Origin of the sequence: Streptococcus sp. HMSC071H03 (assembly GCF_001813035.1) — a bacterium.
Taxonomy (GTDB): domain Bacteria; phylum Bacillota; class Bacilli; order Lactobacillales; family Streptococcaceae; genus Streptococcus; species Streptococcus anginosus.
In genome coordinates this window covers 296558-313572 of the sequence record NZ_KV811162.1, presented here as the reverse complement: position 1 = coordinate 313572, position 17015 = coordinate 296558, and the positions used below count along the sequence as shown (strand labels likewise).

Sequence of the window (17015 nt, the reverse complement as noted above, 5' to 3'; positions counted from 1 at the left end):
GTGAAACCAGAGTTTCCGGATGAACTGTTTTCAAAATGTCCAGGATGTAAGCATATCATTTACCAAAAAGATTTGGGAAGTGAACGGATTTGCCCGCAATGTGGCTATACGTTTCGTATTTCAGCTTTTGAACGCCTCAATTTAACGGTAGATGCCAATAGTTTTGAGGAATTATTTACAGGAATTGAAACATCAGACCCCTTGAAGTTTCCTAAATATCGTGAAAAATTAAGAACTGTCCGTGAAAAAACAGGTTTGGATGAAGCGATACTAACAGGAATTGCGACAATCGGTGGTCAAAAAACTGCACTGGGGATCATGGATTCCAACTTTATCATGGCTTCTATGGGAACAGTCGTTGGGGAAAAAATTACTCGTCTTTTTGAATATGCTACAGAACATCAGTTGCCAGTCACCTTGTTCACAGCTTCTGGTGGCGCTCGCATGCAAGAAGGCATTATGAGTTTGATGCAAATGGCTAAAGTATCCGCAGCGGTGAAACGCCATTCTAATGCTGGCTTGTTTTATTTGACGATTTTGACAGATCCGACCACGGGTGGGGTGACGGCCTCTTTTGCCATGGAAGGAGACATTATTTTGGCTGAGACACAAGCGCTCGTTGGTTTTGCAGGCCGCCGGGTGATTGAAACGACTGTTCGTGAAAAATTGCCTGATGATTTTCAAAAGGCGGAATTTTTGCTAGAGCATGGATTTGTAGATGCCATTGTCAAACGTTTGGAATTGCGCTCCACCATTGCAATGCTCTTGGCTTTCCATGGAGGTGAACAATGACAAAGATTACCCGAATTATTAAAGAAGCACGAGATCAGGCACGATTGACAGCTTTGGATTTTGCGCAAGGAATTTGCGAGAATTTTATTGAATTACATGGCGATCGTTCTTTTCGAGATGACGGAGCGGTTATCGGTGGAATCGGAACTTTAGATGGTCAGCCCATCACCGTTGTTGGGATTCAAAAAGGACGCAATCTACAGGATAATTTGCAACGGAATTTTGGGCAACCTCATCCAGAAGGTTATCGAAAGGCACTTCGCTTGATGAAGCAGGCAGAGAAATTTGGTCGTCCTGTCGTTACGTTTATCAACACAGCCGGTGCTTATCCAGGAGTCGGTGCTGAAGAGCGCGGTCAAGGAGAAGCTATTGCGCGTAATTTGCTCGAAATGAGTGATTTAAAGGTGCCGATTATTGCTATTATTATCGGTGAGGGTGGCTCTGGAGGAGCACTAGCTTTAGCTGTTGCAGACAAGGTCTGGATGCTAGAAAATTCAATTTACGCGGTGCTTAGTCCCGAAGGTTTTGCTTCTATCTTGTGGAAAGACGGCAGTCGTGCTATGGAAGCTGCAGAACTCATGAAAATCACTTCTCATGAGCTTCTTGATATGGGAGTAGTGGACAAGGTGATTCCAGAAGCAGGACTCAGCAATCAAGATTTATTGTATGCTGTGAAACAAGAAATAGTCGCTGAATTAGCAAATTTGTCTCAACTACCACTTGAACAACTTTTAGAAGCACGTTACCAACGATTTCGAAAATACTAATAAAAATCAGAAGTGGATTGGCTTGTTGTACCGTCCATTTCTGTTTTTTTATTTTTAAAATACTCTTTTCTGTAGTATTTTCTGCTATAATAGAGAATGGACAAAAGGAGAAGAGATGTTTATTATTGATTTTATCTTGCATATTGATGCACACATTTATAATATTGCTCATGCTGTAGGTGGCTGGACGTATTTGATTTTGTTTTTGGTGATTTTTATTGAGACAGCTGTGGTAGTATTTCCATTCTTGCCGGGAGACAGCTTACTTTTTGCTGCAGGCGCTCTATCAGCTAATCCAGCGATGCATTTTAATGTTCTACTTTTTATGCTTCTATTTTTTGTGGGAGCTTTTGTCGGCGATACCTGTAATTTCTTCATTGGCAGAACCTTGGGTTATCGTTTTGTACATTATAAATTTTTCAGTAAATTGATAAAAGAAGAAAATATCAAAGAAGCAGAAGTGTATTTTGAAAAACATGGCTCTACTTCTATTATTTTAGGACGCTATATTCCCATTATTCGTACCTTTGTGCCTTTTGTAGCAGGCATTAGTCAATTCCCTGTTCATTCTTTTCTGAAACGAGCTTTTATCGCTGCTTTGTCTTGGTCTTTGATTGCGACAGGGGCAGGATATCTTTTTGGGAATATTCCCTTTGTGAAAACTCATTTTTCAGCGATTATTTTGGGAATTGTCATTGTCACCTTACTCCCAACTGTGATAAGTGTGGTTCGAAGTGCAATGATTAAAAAGCGAAACAATCAAATGAAGAGATAAGAAAACTCTGAGATGATTTGAAAATCTCAGAGTTTTTATGTTATTTTGGGGCAATCACTTTCACACCGCCCATGTATGGACGAAGTACTTCTGGAATAGTGACGGAGCCGTCTTCATTTTGATAATTTTCAAGAATAGCTGCAACGGTACGACCAACTGCAAGACCAGATCCATTCAAAGTGTGTAGGAGTTTGACCTTGCCATCTGCTTCGTCACGGTAACGGATTTGGGCACGACGAGCTTGGAAATCTTCGGTATTGGAACAGCTAGAAATTTCACGGTAGGTATTCTGTGCTGGAATCCAGACTTCCAAGTCGTAGGTCTTCGCCGCAGAGAAGCCCATATCCCCTGTAGAAAGTGCAACGACACGGTAAGGAAGATTCAACTTTTGCAGGATATTTTCCGCATTAGCGGTCATTTTTTCTAATTCTTCATAAGAATGCTCTGGCTTGGCAAATTTGACCATTTCTACTTTGTGGAATTGATGCAAACGAATCAAACCACGGGTGTCACGACCGGCAGAACCAGCTTCAGAACGAAAAGACGGACTCATGGCTGTGAAGTAGATTGGCAAGTCTTTTCCGTCTAAAATTTCCCCTCGGTAGTAGTTTGTCAAAGGAACTTCAGCAGTTGGAATGAGAACGTAATTTGTATCGCTCAATTCAAACGTATCTTCTTTGAATTTTGGATATTGACCAGTCCCAAACATAGAATCGTGATTAACCATGTAAGGAGGGATGACTTCTGTGTAGCCCTCTCTTTGATGCTCGTCTAACATGAAATTATAAATAGCGCGTTCTAGACGAGCTCCTAATCCTTTGTAAAAGAGGAAGCGAGCGCCGGTTACTTTTGCCCCGCGTTCCCAGTCGAGAATATCAAGATTTTCACCAAGATCCCAGTGAGCTTTTACATCAAAGTCAAACACACGTGGCGTCCCCCAACGGCGAACTTCTACATTATCGTCTTCGTCAGCACCTACCGGCACACTATCGTGAGGAATATTTGGCAAAGTCGTTGTAAACTCGGTTAATATAGCGTCAATTTCTGCTAACTCTGCGTCTAATGATTTAATTTCAGCAGATAATTTTTGCATGGCAGCAATTTTATCATCAGCATTGTCTTTATTACGTTTCGCTTGGGCAATTTCTGCTGAAACCGTGTTACGCTCTGCTTTTAACTTTTCAACCTTGACCAAGAGTTCACGGCGTTTGCTATCAAACTCTTTCATTTTATCAAGTGTTGCAGCGTCAACGCCACGAGTAGCTAGTTTTTTTGCGATGATATCAAAATCTGTGCGAATGCGTTTAATATCTAACATCAGAACCTCCTTAAATAAAAATGCACCTATGGAAAGTGTTGGAGTGGCAGAGCCACGGTTCCATCCAACTTCACATAAGTGCACTTGATTGTTTATGAAATTAGTATCACGGTAGAATTTCAAGCTAGCTCCCTATCTGCTCACAGCTGCCGCAGACTTTCTGAAAGAGATACTAGATTTACTTATCCGTTTCCTATGATTATACAAGAATTCTTATTTTTTTGCAAATAGATTTTTAAAAAATTGACCAATTGTTTGAATCAGTGTCGGTAATTTAACGACCTTTTCATTGCCGATATGATTTCGAGCATGTTTCAAAATAGTTCCAGCATCTTTTGAGGCAAAGAGAAATTTACCTTTGTCAGTAAAGACTTCAAAATGACGACTAATTCGTTTGCCAGACACATTGGCACCGATTTGATGGATAGTATCCCAAGGGATTTGAATATAGTCTTCGACATTGGCATCTGCATAAAATTCAAGTGCCTTATCTCCAACTAAGAATTTTCCAACTTTCCCTCCAATTCCCAGATAAGAAGTTCCTGTTGTTTGAAAATCAATTTTTGTATTTTGTGACTGTGCCATGTTCAATCCTCATTTATCTATTATCCTCCCTATTATAGCACATTTATTGTCAATAAAAAAGAAGGCCGAAACCTTCTTTTTGTTATTTACATGATTCCGAAGAAGCGTGCCACAATACCAACGATGAAGAGACCGATGATAATTGTGATTGGAGAAACTTTCTTCTTAAGCAACCACATGCAGAGGAATGTAAGAAGAAGTCCCATCAGACCAGGAATCAATGCATCCAGTTGTCCTTGGAGTGTTTGTGCTTGCATTTTATCAAGTCCAAGACCACTATTTACTTGACCAAGAATATCGTGCAATTGTTGACCTGTTACGTTTCCCTTAGGAAATTCAATGTACGCACCTTTAGACAAAGTTTTAGAAGGGAGTGAAACTGTAAATGCAATGTTTACCCAACGTTCAACAAGAACGGCGATGATGAACATACCGAGGATTGAAGCTCCTTTGGTGATGTCTTGAAGAATACCACCTGACATGTCTTTTGTAATTTCAGAACCAGCTTTGTAGCCAAGTTCTTGAGTGTACCATAAGAAGGCCATACGGATAAGATTCCAAAGTACGAAGAAGAGGATTGGACCCACCACGTTACCTGCCATAGCAAGGGAGGCACCAAGAGCACCGAGGATAGGACGAACGGTAAACCAGAAGACTGGGTCACCGATACCAGCAAGAGGTCCCATCATACCGATTTTAACCCCCTGGATAGCAGTGTTGTCAATTTCAGCACCGTTAGCCTTTTCTTCTTCAAGGGCAAGTGTCACACCAATGATAGGAGCAGCTACGTATGGGTGAGTATTAAAGAATTCCAAGTGACGTTCAAGGGCCGCAGCACGGTCTTCTTTAGAAGTGTAAAGTTTTTTGATAGCTGGGATAAGTGCGTACGCCCAACCTAAGTTTTGCATCCGTTCATAGTTCCAAGAACCTTGCAAGAAAGTTGAACGCCACCAAACTTTTTGACGATCTGATTTTGATAATTGAATTTTTTCTGTCATGGTATTAGTAGCTCCCTTCTTAGTAGTCTTCTAAAATATCACCAATTGGGTCATTTGATGTAGCAGAACCGCCACCACCATTTCCGCCTTTTTTAGAAAGGTTGATGTAAATCAAGGCAATTGCGACACCAATAGTACCCATAGCAATAAGAGTAAGGTTTGATAAAGCTGCAAGTGCAAAACCGATAGCAAAGAATGGCCATACTTCGCGAGTTGCCATCATGTTGATAACCATCGCGTAACCAACGGCAACGACCATACCACCACCGACAGCCATACCACCTGACAACCAAGCAGGCATAGCATTCAAGACACCTTGAACAACTGATGTTGGAACTGCAAGAAGAAGAGCAGCAGGAATAGCAATACGAAGACCTTGAAGAAGAAGTGCAACTAAGTGAGTACGTTCTACAGCACCGATGTTACCTTCTTTAGCAGCAGCATCAGCACCGTGAACAAGACCTACTGAAATTGTACGAACAATCATTGTAAGGAAGAGACCTGCAACTGCAAGAGGGATAGCAGTTGTATAAGCGAAACTGATACCTTTATCAGTGAAGTCGCCACCTTGTACCATGATGATTGCAGATGCTACAGAAGCAAGTGCGGCATCAGGAGCAACGGCAGCACCAATGTTTGCCCAACCAAGAGCAATCATTTGAAGTGTACCACCAAGGATGACACCTGCTTCCAAGTGTCCTGTTACAAGACCAATCAAGGTACAAGCAACAAGTGGTTGGTGGAATTGAAATTGGTCCAAGATTCCTTCGAGTCCAGCAAGAAAGGCAACGAAGACCACTAAAATCATAGAAATAATTGACATATTCTAAATCCTTTCCATTATTGAACGTTGGCTTTTTTAATTAAGTCAAACAAATCTTTTTTGGAGTCATTTGGCACTTTACGTACGTCAAATTCCACTCCGAGGTCACGCAATTTTTCAAAGGTTGCAACATCGTCTTTGTCCATTGACAAAACGTTATTGACCATTGTTTTACCAGTTGAGTGAGCCATTGAGCCAACATTGAGTGTTTTGATATCGACACCACCTTCAACAGCACGAAGTGCATCTTGAGGAGTTTCAAAAAGAATCAGTGCATGTGTGTTACCAAAACGGGGGTCTTTTGCTACCGCAATCAATTTGTCAATTGGGACAACATTTGCTTTGACATTACCAGGAGCAGCTTGTTTGATTAACTCTTTACGAAGTTTATCAGCTGATACGGAGTCAGAAGCAACGATGATACGGTCTGCTTTAGAATCTGGTGTCCAAGCAGTTGCAACTTGACCGTGAAGAAGACGTGTATCGATACGAGCAAGATTGATTTTCAACTTGCCATCGCCGATAACGGTTCCTTCTGGAATAGCAGCTTGAGCAGTTGGTGCAGCCGGTGCACTTGCTACCTCAGCTACAGGATTTAGTTCTTCAGGAAGAGCTTTCACTCCGTCCTTGGCTTCTTTGATGATGTTTGCGGCAACAGCGTCAACGCCAGCATTGGCATCCATCATTCGTTCTGTATAAGCTTGAATCAACATTGGCAGATTCAAACCTGTAATGATCGCGAACTTACGGTTAGGATTTTCACCCATTACGCGGCTAGCTTGGTTAAATGGAGAACCACTCCACAGGTCAGCCAAAACTAGAACTTCATCGTTCGCGTCAAAAGCAGCCACAGCGTCATTGAACTTAGCATACAAATCATCAGGACCTTCATTTGGCATAAAAGTTACAACTTGAACTTTTTCTTGCTCACCAAAAATCATAGAACCTGATTGATGAATACCAGCAGCAAATTCACCATGGCTTGCAATAATGATTCCGATACTCATTATTGTCTTTCCTCCTTATAAAATGTTTGACTTAAGTTTAAGAAAAATTTAAGACTACTTAAGTATAAAACGTTTTCATGAAAAATGCAATAGTTTGAGCTAAAAAAATCAAAATCTTTCATATTTTTGACAGATTGTAAACGGACAAAACTAGCAATTTAAACAATATATTAACTTTGAAAAGCGATTGGAAAAATAATGAAAGTTTTGAAAAAATAATTCTATCTACATGAATTATTGAAGAAGAAAGAGGAGAATCAATAAAAAATCTAGAAACATTTTAAATTTAAAAAATAAAATTTATAATATTTAATTTATGGCATAAATAAACTGATAGAAAATAATTGAAAATCAACAGCTGATGAGACCGCCCCATGATTGCTAGTGCATAATCAGTTGCAGAAAAATGAAATCTGGGAAGATTACGTGTAAATATTAAAGAGTCGGGCAGAAAACCTGTCCAACTCTAAGTCTCATTATAAAAATAGTTTCAATAATTGATGAGCGACTCCGTCTTGGTCATTGGTCAGCGGCAGTTGCTCATCTGCGTAAGGAAGAAGTGTTTGGCTAGCGTTTTTCATGGCATAGCCAGTACCTGCAAAAGCTAACATCTCTGTATCATTGTGTTCGTCACCAAAAGCAATCAAATCTTTTCGCTCTACGTTCAGAACCTCTAATAAATATTTCAAAGCAAAAGCTTTGTTGACGCCTTTTGGAGTGCATTCAAGGATATTGAGCGGACCGCCCCAAGTGTTGATAGATAATTGTTGTTGATAAAATTGATTCAACTCATCCGCCAAAGCATATTTATCATTGGCATGCGTTTGCAAAAGGATACAGTTGGGATTTTTGGTAACCAATTCTGGATTAAATTGATTTTCAGGTTGAAAAGATTCTACACCAAATAATTTCGGGTCGGCAATCGTTTCATTGGGGGCTGTGATATAAAATTTCTTTCGATATTCTCCAGCAATGAAGTCTGCTTCAATCTCTTCCTTCCTTTTGACAATGTCTAATAGATATTCCTTATCTAAAGTGATACATCTTTCCTGTTGCCATTTTTTCTCAGGGATATGGGTCAAAGAGCCATTAAAGTTGATCATTGGAGTGTGTAGCTCCAATTCTTTATAAAATTCCCGTGCCATTCGATAAGGGCGTCCAGTTGTGATGACAACATGATGTCCTTTTTTAGAAATTTTTTTAATTGTTTCTTTTGTAAATTCAGATAGTTTGCTGTCAGAATTGAGCAAGGTTCCGTCTAAATCTACTGCAATTACTTTTTTTGTCATAGTCTACTCTTTCATTTGTGCTGTTTTCTATTATAGCAGATTTTAAGATGAAAGTGCAGAATTTGTGATATAATGTTTTCTTATATAACGAAGGAGGAAATCGAGTATGCGTAAATCAATTATCATTCATATTTTCTTTGCGATTATTTCTGCTATCGTTTATGCTGAAGGAATTTTGACAAAAGGTCCGGATTTGATTTGGAATATGTTTCTAGCTTTGGTTGCCTATGATGCGGCTTTTATAGCCATTCAATTTAAGAAAAAATGGTTTTTCTTACTTGTAGCGATTCTTTGGCTGGTGTTTTATCCCAATACGTTCTATATGATTACAGATTTGGTACACATGCACTGGGTGAGTGACACCTTGTGGAACCGAGAAAGTCTACATCTTTTTATGGCCTTTGTTCCAAGTATTTTCTTCGGGGTTCTATGCGGAATAGAGAGCTGGAATTTGATTTCGGGCTATTTGAAGCTCAAATGGTGGCTGGAATATTTGACTATTGGAGCTGTCTCATTTTTATCGAGTCTCGCGATTTACATTGGTCGCTAAGATCGGCTCAATTCTTGGGATCTAGTCAGCCATCCTACGTTAGTCTTTGAGCGATTGACAGCTGCTTTGCAGAGGGAGCGCCTGCTATTCATTTTAGGGTTTACCTTTATTCAAATCATGTCCTTGGTCTTTTTGAGTAAAAATCAGTCTAAATAAAGATTTTCTGTATAAAACATTGAATTAATTTGTTTGTTTTTAAAACTTCTGTTGAAATCATGAATGTTTTGTGATATTATATCTATTATCGTTCGTAAAATTTAAGGAGATTTTAAAAATGAATAAGTTTTTTAAACTAAAAGAGAACGGTACGACTGTTCGTACAGAAGTTCTTGCTGGTTTAACCACTTTCTTTGCGATGAGTTATATTCTCTTTGTCAATCCTGAAATGCTCAGTCAAACAGGCATGCCAGCACAAGGTGTTTTCTTAGCGACTATCATTGGGACTGTTGCAGGGACGCTGATGATGGCTTTGTATGCCAATATTCCTTATGCTCAGGCACCTGGTATGGGACTGAATGCTTTCTTTACTTATACCGTTGTATTTGCACTTGGTTATACATGGCAAGAGGCGCTGGCAATGGTTTTCCTCTGCGGGATTATTAGTATTATTGTCACGTTGACCAAGGTTCGCACAATCATTATTCATGCAATTCCAGAGAGTTTGAAATACGCTATTTCTGGTGGGATTGGGATTTTCCTAGCTTATATCGGAGTGAAAAAAGCAGGACTTTTGAAATTTTCAATCGATCCGGGAACATATACTGTTGCGGGAAAAGGCGCTGATAAAGCACAAGCAGCTATTACAGCTAATGGAATGGCAACGCCGGGCTTGGTAGATTTTAACAATCCAGCTGTTCTTGTAGCTTTGTTTGGAATTTTCATCACCATTTTCTTTGTTCTCAAACGCATTCGCGGAGGGATTGTTCTCTCCATTGCGGCAACCACAATCGTAGCCATTTTGGTAGGGGTCGTAGACCTTTCAAAAATCAATTTTGCTTCCAATAATATCGGTGCTGCTGTTCAGGATTTAGGAAAGATTTTTGGTGCGGCACTAGGTAAAGATGGCTTGCTGGCTTTATTTGCAAAACCAGCTCGCATTCCAGAAGTACTTCTTGCTATTTTGGCCTTTTCATTAACAGATATTTTTGATAATATTGGAACTTTGATTAGTACTGGTCGTAAAGCAGGTATCTTTAATATTGCAGATGAAGAAGCTGCTAAAGATTCGTCTGGGCTTCAGACTAAAATGGACAAGGCGCTGTTTTCAGACATGGTTGGGACAACGATTGGTGCGATTGCAGGAACTTCAAATGTCACGACTTATGTAGAAAGTGCAGCTGGGATTGAAGCCGGTGGTCGTACAGGTTTAACAGCACTTGTCGTTGCGGCTTTGTTTGCTATTTCAAGTTTCTTTAGTCCACTTCTTGCTATTGTCCCAACAGTAGCAGTAGCTCCTATTCTTATCATTGTCGGAATTATGATGCTTTCCAGTATGAAAGATATCGAATGGGACGATTTATCAGAAGCAGTACCAGCCTTCTTTACATCCGTTTTCATGGGCTTTACTTACAGTATTACTCATGGTATTGCTGCAGGATTCATCATGTATGCATTTGTGAAAATCATCAAAGGTGAAGCCAAGGAAGTTCACCCAATTATCTGGGTATTGGATGCTTTGTTTATCTTAAACTTTATCAGTCTAGCTTTAGCTTAATGATTGAAAAATTGCTAGTTCTTTGGAGCTAGCTTTTCTTTTGTTAAATTTCAGCAGAAATAGAAAAATTTTGATATAATAATAAAATGTTTAGCCATAATGAAGATGAGTTAATGGTGTGGGGCGAGAAATTAGGCGCTTTAATCCAGAAGCAAGATGTTTTGATTTTAACGGGTGACTTGGGTGCTGGGAAAACAACCTTCACCAAAGGGTTAGCACGTGGACTGGGTATCAAACAAATGATCAAAAGTCCGACCTATACTATTGTACGAGAATATGATGGACGCCTGCCGCTTTATCATTTGGACGTTTATCGCATTGGAGAAGATCCAGATTCTATTGATTTAGACGATTTTCTCTTTGGAGATGGAGTGACGGTTATTGAATGGGGCGAATTGTTGGGAGATAGTTTGCCAAGTGACTATCTCAAATTGACAATTTTAAGAAAAAGTGATGGTCGAGAATTGGTCTTTGATGCAAAAGGACATCGAGCTGAGAAACTGCTTGAGGAATTTGTCAATGACTGAGTTAGAGCTAGTTATAAGAGAAGCAGAACCTCAAGACGCCAAATCTTTAATTGATTTTCTTAATCAAGTTGGAAAAGAATCAGATTACATGACATTAGATGCTGCAGGGATTTTGATGACAGAAGAGCAGATGAGCTCTTTCATTCAACATCAAGCTGCGTCAGATAACCAGATTTATCTAATTGCACTATTAGATGATGAAATTGCTGGTCTTGTAAGTATTACGGATGATTTTCATGAGCGGATTCGACATATTGGACAGGTCTTTATCGTGGTTAAAAGAGCATTTTGGAATCAAGGCTTAGGGAAATTTCTTCTAGAAGAAGCGATAGACTGGGCAGAGAATTCTGGAGTGATTCGACGATTAGAATTAACTGTACAAGTCAGAAATAAGCGTGCTGTTCATTTGTATCAGGCGTTTGGGTTTGAGATTGAGGGCATTCAAAAAAGAGGAGCCTATCTTGCAGAAGGGAAATTTCTTGATGTTTACCTAATGGGAAAACTGATAGATTAGAATAATATGTTAAAAAAAATTATCTTAATGTTTTTAAGCTTGTGTCTTGTAACGGTTACAGGACTAGGCGTTTATGGATTTACGATTTATAACCAATCAACGGATGTATTGTCTAAGACTTACAAGAGCTTTGGGAAAGATACAGATGTTATTGCAGCTACCAAACCACTTACCTTGCTCTTAATGGGAGTGGATACGGGTAGTGGTTCACGCTCAGATCGGTGGGCTGGAAATAGTGATTCCATGATTCTCATGACGGTCAATCCTAAGACGAAAAAGACTACGATGATGAGTTTGGAGCGGGATATTCTCACCAATATAAAAAATGGCAACGAAACCATGCAAGCAAAGCTCAATGCGGCTTATGCAAATGGTGGAGCTGAGCTAGCTATTTCCACAGTGCAAAAGATGATGAATATTCACATTGACCGCTATGTGCTTATCAATATGAAAGGTCTGGTACAATTGGTTGATGCTGTTGGCGGTATCACGGTCAATAACACACTTGGTTTCCCTATTTCGATTGAAGAAAATGAACCAGAATACAAAGCAGTTGTTGAACCAGGTAAGCAACACATCAACGGAGATCAGGCGTTGGTTTATTCTCGCATGCGTTATCAAGATCCAGAAGGGGATTATGGCCGTCAAAAGCGTCAACGAGAAGTCATTCAAAAAGTAGTCCAAAAAGTGCTGAGTTTAAATAGTGTCAGCCATTATCAAGCTATTTTAAAAGCTGTTAGCAACAATATGCAGACCAATGTAGAGTTGTCTTCTGGCAGTATTCCGCAATTATTAGGTTACCAAGATGCTTTCAAAAAGATTGAAAGCAAGCAATTAAAAGGTGAAGATGCCACCTTAGCAGATGGGGGTTCTTACCAAATCGTCACTTCGGAGCATATGTTGGAAATGCAAAATATTCTGAGAAAATCGCTTGGCTTGGACGAAGTGACTGAATTGGAAACCAATGCGGTTTTATATGAAGAATTGTATGGCAGTGCTGCTCCTAGTTCCAGTCAGTCAGGAAATGGCACAACAACTGGTGCTGCTGATTCTTCTGCGTATTCAAGCAATTCTTATGGAACAGATCAAAATGGACAGTATTACGGTCAATACGGACAATGACATGATAAAAAAGAATTTAGCGTGTGTCTAAATTCTTTTTTATTTCTTAGTTGATGCGAGTGTTCCAGATGTCTTGAATTTGCTGAAGTCGAGCAGTAGTGTCTTGCTCAAAAAGTTTGAATTGGTAAGTCAAATCCTGTGAAATTGTTTGGAGATTGTCTTTTTGCTCTTGAACGGCTTGGAGATTTCGTTGAATATTTTGTAGATTGTCTTGAATTCTGTCCATTAGCTCATAACTTTCAACAGCCTCGTTCATGAGTTCTTCTCTATTTTTAACAAGGCAAAAGCTGGCTGCAGCTGCACCGGTGAATAACAATAGATTACTAAGTTTCATGGTTTCTCCTTATGCTTTTGAAATTTTTTCAGCTAATTCTGCAAGAGCAGGGAAGTTTGGTTCGTGCGCCACGAAAGTCAGTTTTAAATCATCATTTTCTGTATAGCGTGGTGCTAAATGGACATGTGTATGGAAGACAGATTGACCGGCAATTTCTTCGTTGTTATTGATGATATTCATTCCCTTTGCACCAGTCGCCTTCATCACTTTACGAGCAATATCTGGAATGCGTGCAAAGAGTTGACTGGCAGCTTCACCGTCCATTTCAAGCATGTTGCGGAAATGTTTTTTAGGGACAACCAAGGTATGTCCGGGTGTTACTTGTGAGATGTCTAAAAATGCTAGAATTTCATCGTCTTCATATACTTTAGAAGCTGGAATTTCTCCTGCAATAATTTTACAAAAAATGCAATCTGCCATCAAATTTACCTCTACTTTGCTAGATTTTGTTATAATATAAGAACATTATACCAGAATTTGGAGAAAATATGTTAGAAATAAAAGGGCTTACAGGGGGTTATGTGAATATCCCTGTTTTAAAAGACATCAGTTTCACAGTAGGAAATGGGGAACTGGTGGGGTTGATTGGTTTGAATGGTGCGGGTAAATCCACTACAATCAATGAAATTATCGGACTTTTAACTCCTTATAAAGGTGAAATTTTAATTGACGGTGCCAAACTGCAAGATAGTCCTACGGCTTATCGTAAGAAAATTGGTTTTATTCCGGAAACACCTAGTTTGTATGAGGAATTAACGCTGCGCGAGCATATTGAAACGGTTGCTATGGCTTATGATGTGGAGCAAAAGGTGGCTTTTGCGCGCGTGGAGAAATTATTGACCATGTTTCGCTTGAAAGAAAAATTAGATTGGTTTCCGGTGCATTTTTCTAAAGGAATGAAGCAAAAAGTCATGATTATCTGTGCATTTGTGGTTGACCCCAGCCTTTTTATCGTTGATGAACCATTTTTGGGACTTGATCCAGTTGCCATTGCTGACTTGATAGAGCTTTTGGAGGATGAAAAGGCAAAAGGCAAGTCAATTCTCATGAGTACGCATGTGCTGGATTCGGCAGAAAAGATGTGTGATTCATTCGTGATATTGCATAAGGGAGAAATCCGAGCTAAAGGCAATTTAGCAGAATTACGAGCAGAATTTGCCATGCCAGAAGCTAGTCTCAATGACATTTATCTAGCTTTGACAGAAGAGGCGAGCCTATGAGAGAACTGTTTCAAAAGCGCAAACAAGTATTTCGCAATCAATGTTTGAAGTATTCGCGCTATGTTTTTAACGACCATTTTGTCCTCTTTTTATTAGTTTTTACTGGCTTTTTAGCTGTTCAATACAGTCAGTTGTTGCGAAATTTACCTTCAAATCACCTGCCAATCATTCTTGCTTTAGCAGTTCTTTTGTTCTTATTATTGCCTTTGGGACGAATCGCGACTTATATGGAAAAACCAGATAGTTTATTTTTGTTAGTCAAAGAGGAGGAATTAAAAAGCTACCTACAAGAACAAACGCGTTTATCTTATCGATTATGGGCCTTGCTTCAAACCGTTGTGTTGTTACTATTAGTACCGCTTTTTCTTGCCTTAGGCATGCCGCTTTGGGGCTGGTTTATTCTTGTTTTTCTTATGTTGATAGCAAAATGGTTCGTATTTTTGCAGAAAAGTCAAAAATTTTACCAAGGTGCAGGGGTGAATTGGAGCTATCTCATTGCTTATGAAGAAAGACGTAAGCAGACAATCCTACGTTTCTTTGCTCTCTTTACCAATGTCAAAGGAATTTCTAATAGTGTGAAACGCCGTGCGTATCTTGATGGTTTGACAAATATTCTACCAAAAAGACAGTCAACTACTTGGCAAAATATATATTTGCGTTCTTATTTACGAAATGGTGATTTTCTGGCCTTGACTATACGGTTGCTGTTTCTGTCTCTTTTGGGAATTGGTTTTATCAGTCAATCATGGATTGCGGCTATTTTCGTGGCTTTGTTGAATTATCTCTTGCTATTTCAGTTGACAGCCTTGTACAATGCTTTTGATTATCAATATTTGACGTTCTTATTTCCTTTGGAAACTGGATTGAAATTAAAAGGAGTGAAACAAGTGATTATTCTTATTGGCTACAGCGTGCTTTTTGTGGAAACAATAATGGCTTTGTTGTTTTTCCAAGATAGAGTAGCTTTGCTTTTTATGATTGGAATTACATTGCTACTTTATTTCATCTATTTACCATTTAAATTAAGAAGTTTGGTTGACTAAAGGAAGTAAAATTAGTAAAATAGATGGGAAACTTTTTACGGAGGGGAATAATGGACTTGGTTGATAATGAGCTAACTCTGACGCCGATTGCAGGCAAGAGTGGAAAAGCCTACATGGGCACCTATCCAGATGGGGCGCGCGTTTTCGTCAAGATGAATACAACCCCAATCTTAGTAGGTTTAGCTAGAGAACAAATTGCACCACAACTATTGTGGAGTCGTCGCATGGCAGATGGCAACGTTATGAGTGCGCAAGAGTGGCTGTCAGGAAAGATCTTGACACCAGCTGAAATGGACAAAAAGCAAATTGTAAATATTTTGACGCGTTTGCATCGCTCACGTCCCTTGATGACACAACTGCGCCGGCTGGGTTATGCTTTGGAAACGCCAGCAGATTTAGTGGAATCCTGGTTGGAACATGCTCCAATCGCACTTAGCAATAATCAATATTTACGGTCTGTTTTAAGAGACATGCGTAGCAATCTGCCGCAATTTCGTGAGGATTATGCAACGATTGTACATGGAGATGTTCGGCATAGTAATTGGATTGAAACGGACAGCGGTTTGGTGTATTTGGTAGATTGGGATTCTGTGCGTTTGACAGATCGAATGTTTGATGTGGCCCATATGTTAAGTCATTATATTCCAGAAGCGCGTTGGAAAGAATGGTTGACCTACTATGGCTATCGCTATAATGAAACGGTATTGAAGAAATTATACTGGTATGGTCAGTATGCTTACCTATGTCAGATTGCGAAGTATTATGAAAATGCAGACTTGGAAAATGTGAATCGGGAGATTTATGCCTTGCGCAACTTCCGCTCAAAATACGGAAGAAAGATGTCATGAGAGTTAGAAATCGTAAAGGGGCGACGAAATTATTAGAAGCAAACCCGCAATATGTGATTTTAAATCCTGCTGAAGCAAAGGGAAAATGGCACGAAATTTTTGGCAATAATCATCCTATTCATATTGAAGTGGGAAGTGGAAAGGGTGCGTTTGTTTCAGAAATGGCAAAAGCTCATTCAGAAATTAACTATATCGGAATTGATATTCAAAAATCTGTTTTGAGTTACGCCTTGGATAAGGTTTTAGTAGCTGATGTTCCCAATATCAAGCTCCTTTGGGTAGATGGTTCTGATTTGACCAACTACTTTGAAAATGGAGAGATTGATCGTTTGTATCTGAATTTTTCTGATCCTTGGCCCAAGAAACGCCATGAAAAACGGCGCTTGACCTACAAATCTTTTCTCGATACCTTTAAGCAAATTTTACCAGAACATGGTGAGATTCATTTCAAAACAGATAATCGTGGTCTCTTTGAATATAGCTTGGTAAGTTTTTCTCAATACGGCATGAAACTAAATGGCGTTTGGTTGGATTTGCACGCGAGCGACTTTGAGAATAATGTGATGACGGAATATGAGCAAAAATTTGCCAACAAAGGTCAAGTCATCTATCGGGTTGAGGCAGAGTTTTAAGGTGAAATAGATAATTGAAAGAGGTTGGGCAAAAAGTATCCCAGCTTCTATCAGATTTAGTAATAAACGAATAACGCAGTAGGTGATTGGGCTCTTCATTCGCTGTTCAAGCTCGGAAGAGCACTTTTGGCGAAAACTTCGTTTTCTTCATCTGCAA

19 protein-coding genes and 1 pseudogene are annotated in these 17015 nt (G+C 39.4%); 12 read left to right on the top strand and 8 right to left on the bottom strand.

All coding sequences use genetic code 11. From position 1 onward, the window contains the following. The 3 genes from accD to HMPREF2887_RS06620 form a co-directional block, all read left to right on the top strand. A partial coding sequence (accD, locus tag HMPREF2887_RS06630) for an acetyl-CoA carboxylase, carboxyltransferase subunit beta (RefSeq protein WP_084740942.1) occupies positions 1-792 on the top strand: 792 nt, incomplete at its 5' end. Then, the gene (locus HMPREF2887_RS06625) at positions 789-1559 is read left to right on the top strand and encodes an acetyl-CoA carboxylase carboxyl transferase subunit alpha (RefSeq protein ID WP_003025997.1); all 771 of its coding nucleotides are present in this window, start codon (positions 789-791) and stop codon (positions 1557-1559) included. The genes accD and HMPREF2887_RS06625, both read left to right, overlap by 4 nt. Before the next feature lie 115 nt (positions 1560-1674). After that, positions 1675-2334 carry a VTT domain-containing protein gene (locus HMPREF2887_RS06620; protein ID WP_021001277.1) on the top strand — a complete coding sequence of 220 codons (660 nt, stop codon included), beginning with the start codon at positions 1675-1677 and terminating at the stop codon, positions 2332-2334. Between the two features lie 40 nt (positions 2335-2374). Here HMPREF2887_RS06620 and serS read toward each other — a convergent pair whose 3' ends face one another. The 6 genes from serS to HMPREF2887_RS06590 form a co-directional block, all read right to left on the bottom strand. Then, positions 2375-3652, bottom strand: a complete 1278-nt coding sequence (gene serS / locus HMPREF2887_RS06615; protein ID WP_084740941.1) for a serine--tRNA ligase — start codon at positions 3650-3652, stop codon at positions 2375-2377. Positions 3653-3865: 213 nt separating this feature from the next. After that, positions 3866-4237: a DUF956 family protein gene (locus HMPREF2887_RS06610; protein WP_021001279.1), complete on the bottom strand. Its 372-nt coding sequence runs from the start codon at positions 4235-4237 to the stop codon at positions 3866-3868. 86 nt (positions 4238-4323) lie between these two features. After that, entirely contained in the window at positions 4324-5235 is a 912-nt protein-coding gene (locus HMPREF2887_RS06605; RefSeq protein WP_003025990.1) for a PTS system mannose/fructose/sorbose family transporter subunit IID, read from the bottom strand. 19 nt (positions 5236-5254) lie between these two features. Next, the gene (locus HMPREF2887_RS06600; RefSeq protein ID WP_003033793.1) at positions 5255-6058 is read right to left on the bottom strand and encodes a PTS mannose/fructose/sorbose transporter subunit IIC; all 804 of its coding nucleotides are present in this window, start codon (positions 6056-6058) and stop codon (positions 5255-5257) included. A 17-nt stretch (positions 6059-6075) separates the two neighbouring features. Next, on the bottom strand, positions 6076-7065 hold the full coding sequence (locus HMPREF2887_RS06595; protein ID WP_003025988.1) for a PTS sugar transporter subunit IIB: 990 nt from the start codon (positions 7063-7065) through the stop codon (positions 6076-6078). Positions 7066-7541: 476 nt separating this feature from the next. After that, positions 7542-8354: a Cof-type HAD-IIB family hydrolase gene (locus tag HMPREF2887_RS06590; RefSeq protein WP_003025986.1), complete on the bottom strand. Its 813-nt coding sequence runs from the start codon at positions 8352-8354 to the stop codon at positions 7542-7544. A 106-nt stretch (positions 8355-8460) separates the two neighbouring features. On the opposite strand from HMPREF2887_RS06590, the pseudogene HMPREF2887_RS06585 reads away from it, so the two are divergent. The 5 genes and pseudogenes from HMPREF2887_RS06585 to brpA all read left to right on the top strand — a co-directional run bounded on the left by HMPREF2887_RS06585 (position 8461) and on the right by brpA (position 12781). Then, positions 8461-9060 (top strand): annotated as a pseudogene (locus tag HMPREF2887_RS06585) (DUF1361 domain-containing protein). Between the two features lie 118 nt (positions 9061-9178). Then, positions 9179-10618 (top strand): NCS2 family permease, encoded by a 1440-nt coding sequence (locus tag HMPREF2887_RS06580; RefSeq protein WP_057489568.1) that lies wholly within the window; start codon positions 9179-9181, stop codon positions 10616-10618. Between the two features lie 86 nt (positions 10619-10704). Continuing rightward, on the top strand, positions 10705-11145 hold the full coding sequence (tsaE, locus tag HMPREF2887_RS06575) for a tRNA (adenosine(37)-N6)-threonylcarbamoyltransferase complex ATPase subunit type 1 TsaE (RefSeq protein WP_057489569.1): 441 nt from the start codon (positions 10705-10707) through the stop codon (positions 11143-11145). Next, positions 11138-11659 (top strand): GNAT family N-acetyltransferase, encoded by a 522-nt coding sequence (locus HMPREF2887_RS06570; protein WP_057489570.1) that lies wholly within the window; start codon positions 11138-11140, stop codon positions 11657-11659. The genes tsaE and HMPREF2887_RS06570 overlap by 8 nt, the downstream gene beginning before the upstream one ends. 6 nt (positions 11660-11665) lie before the next feature. Beyond that, a complete protein-coding gene (gene brpA, locus HMPREF2887_RS06565; protein WP_057489571.1) occupies positions 11666-12781 on the top strand; it encodes a glycopolymer--peptidoglycan transferase LytR in 1116 nt (371 codons plus the stop codon). A 46-nt stretch (positions 12782-12827) separates the two neighbouring features. Here brpA and HMPREF2887_RS06560 read toward each other — a convergent pair whose 3' ends face one another. Both HMPREF2887_RS06560 and HMPREF2887_RS06555 read right to left on the bottom strand, forming a co-directional pair. Next, on the bottom strand, positions 12828-13115 hold the full coding sequence (locus HMPREF2887_RS06560; protein ID WP_084740938.1) for a hypothetical protein: 288 nt from the start codon (positions 13113-13115) through the stop codon (positions 12828-12830). Positions 13116-13124: 9 nt separating this feature from the next. After that, complete coding sequence (locus HMPREF2887_RS06555; RefSeq protein WP_003025977.1) at positions 13125-13535, bottom strand: HIT family protein; 411 nt, start codon at positions 13533-13535, stop codon at positions 13125-13127. 68 nt (positions 13536-13603) lie between these two features. Between HMPREF2887_RS06555 and HMPREF2887_RS06550 the strand changes: the two genes are divergently transcribed. Genes HMPREF2887_RS06550 through trmB form a run of 4 tightly spaced genes read left to right on the top strand, consistent with a single transcriptional unit; the run spans position 13604 to position 16858 of the window. Continuing rightward, positions 13604-14335: an ABC transporter ATP-binding protein gene (locus tag HMPREF2887_RS06550; RefSeq protein WP_049517074.1), complete on the top strand. Its 732-nt coding sequence runs from the start codon at positions 13604-13606 to the stop codon at positions 14333-14335. Then, a complete protein-coding gene (locus HMPREF2887_RS06545; protein ID WP_057489573.1) occupies positions 14332-15378 on the top strand; it encodes an ABC transporter permease in 1047 nt (348 codons plus the stop codon). Before HMPREF2887_RS06550 ends, HMPREF2887_RS06545 begins: the two co-directional genes overlap by 4 nt. Positions 15379-15428: 50 nt before the next feature. Further along, positions 15429-16226 carry a cell cycle regulator CcrZ gene (gene ccrZ, locus HMPREF2887_RS06540; protein WP_003025972.1) on the top strand — a complete coding sequence of 266 codons (798 nt, stop codon included), beginning with the start codon at positions 15429-15431 and terminating at the stop codon, positions 16224-16226. Then, entirely contained in the window at positions 16223-16858 is a 636-nt protein-coding gene (trmB, locus tag HMPREF2887_RS06535; protein ID WP_021001286.1) for a tRNA (guanosine(46)-N7)-methyltransferase TrmB, read from the top strand. Before ccrZ ends, trmB begins: the two co-directional genes overlap by 4 nt. The last annotated feature ends 157 nt before the right edge of the window (positions 16859-17015 follow it).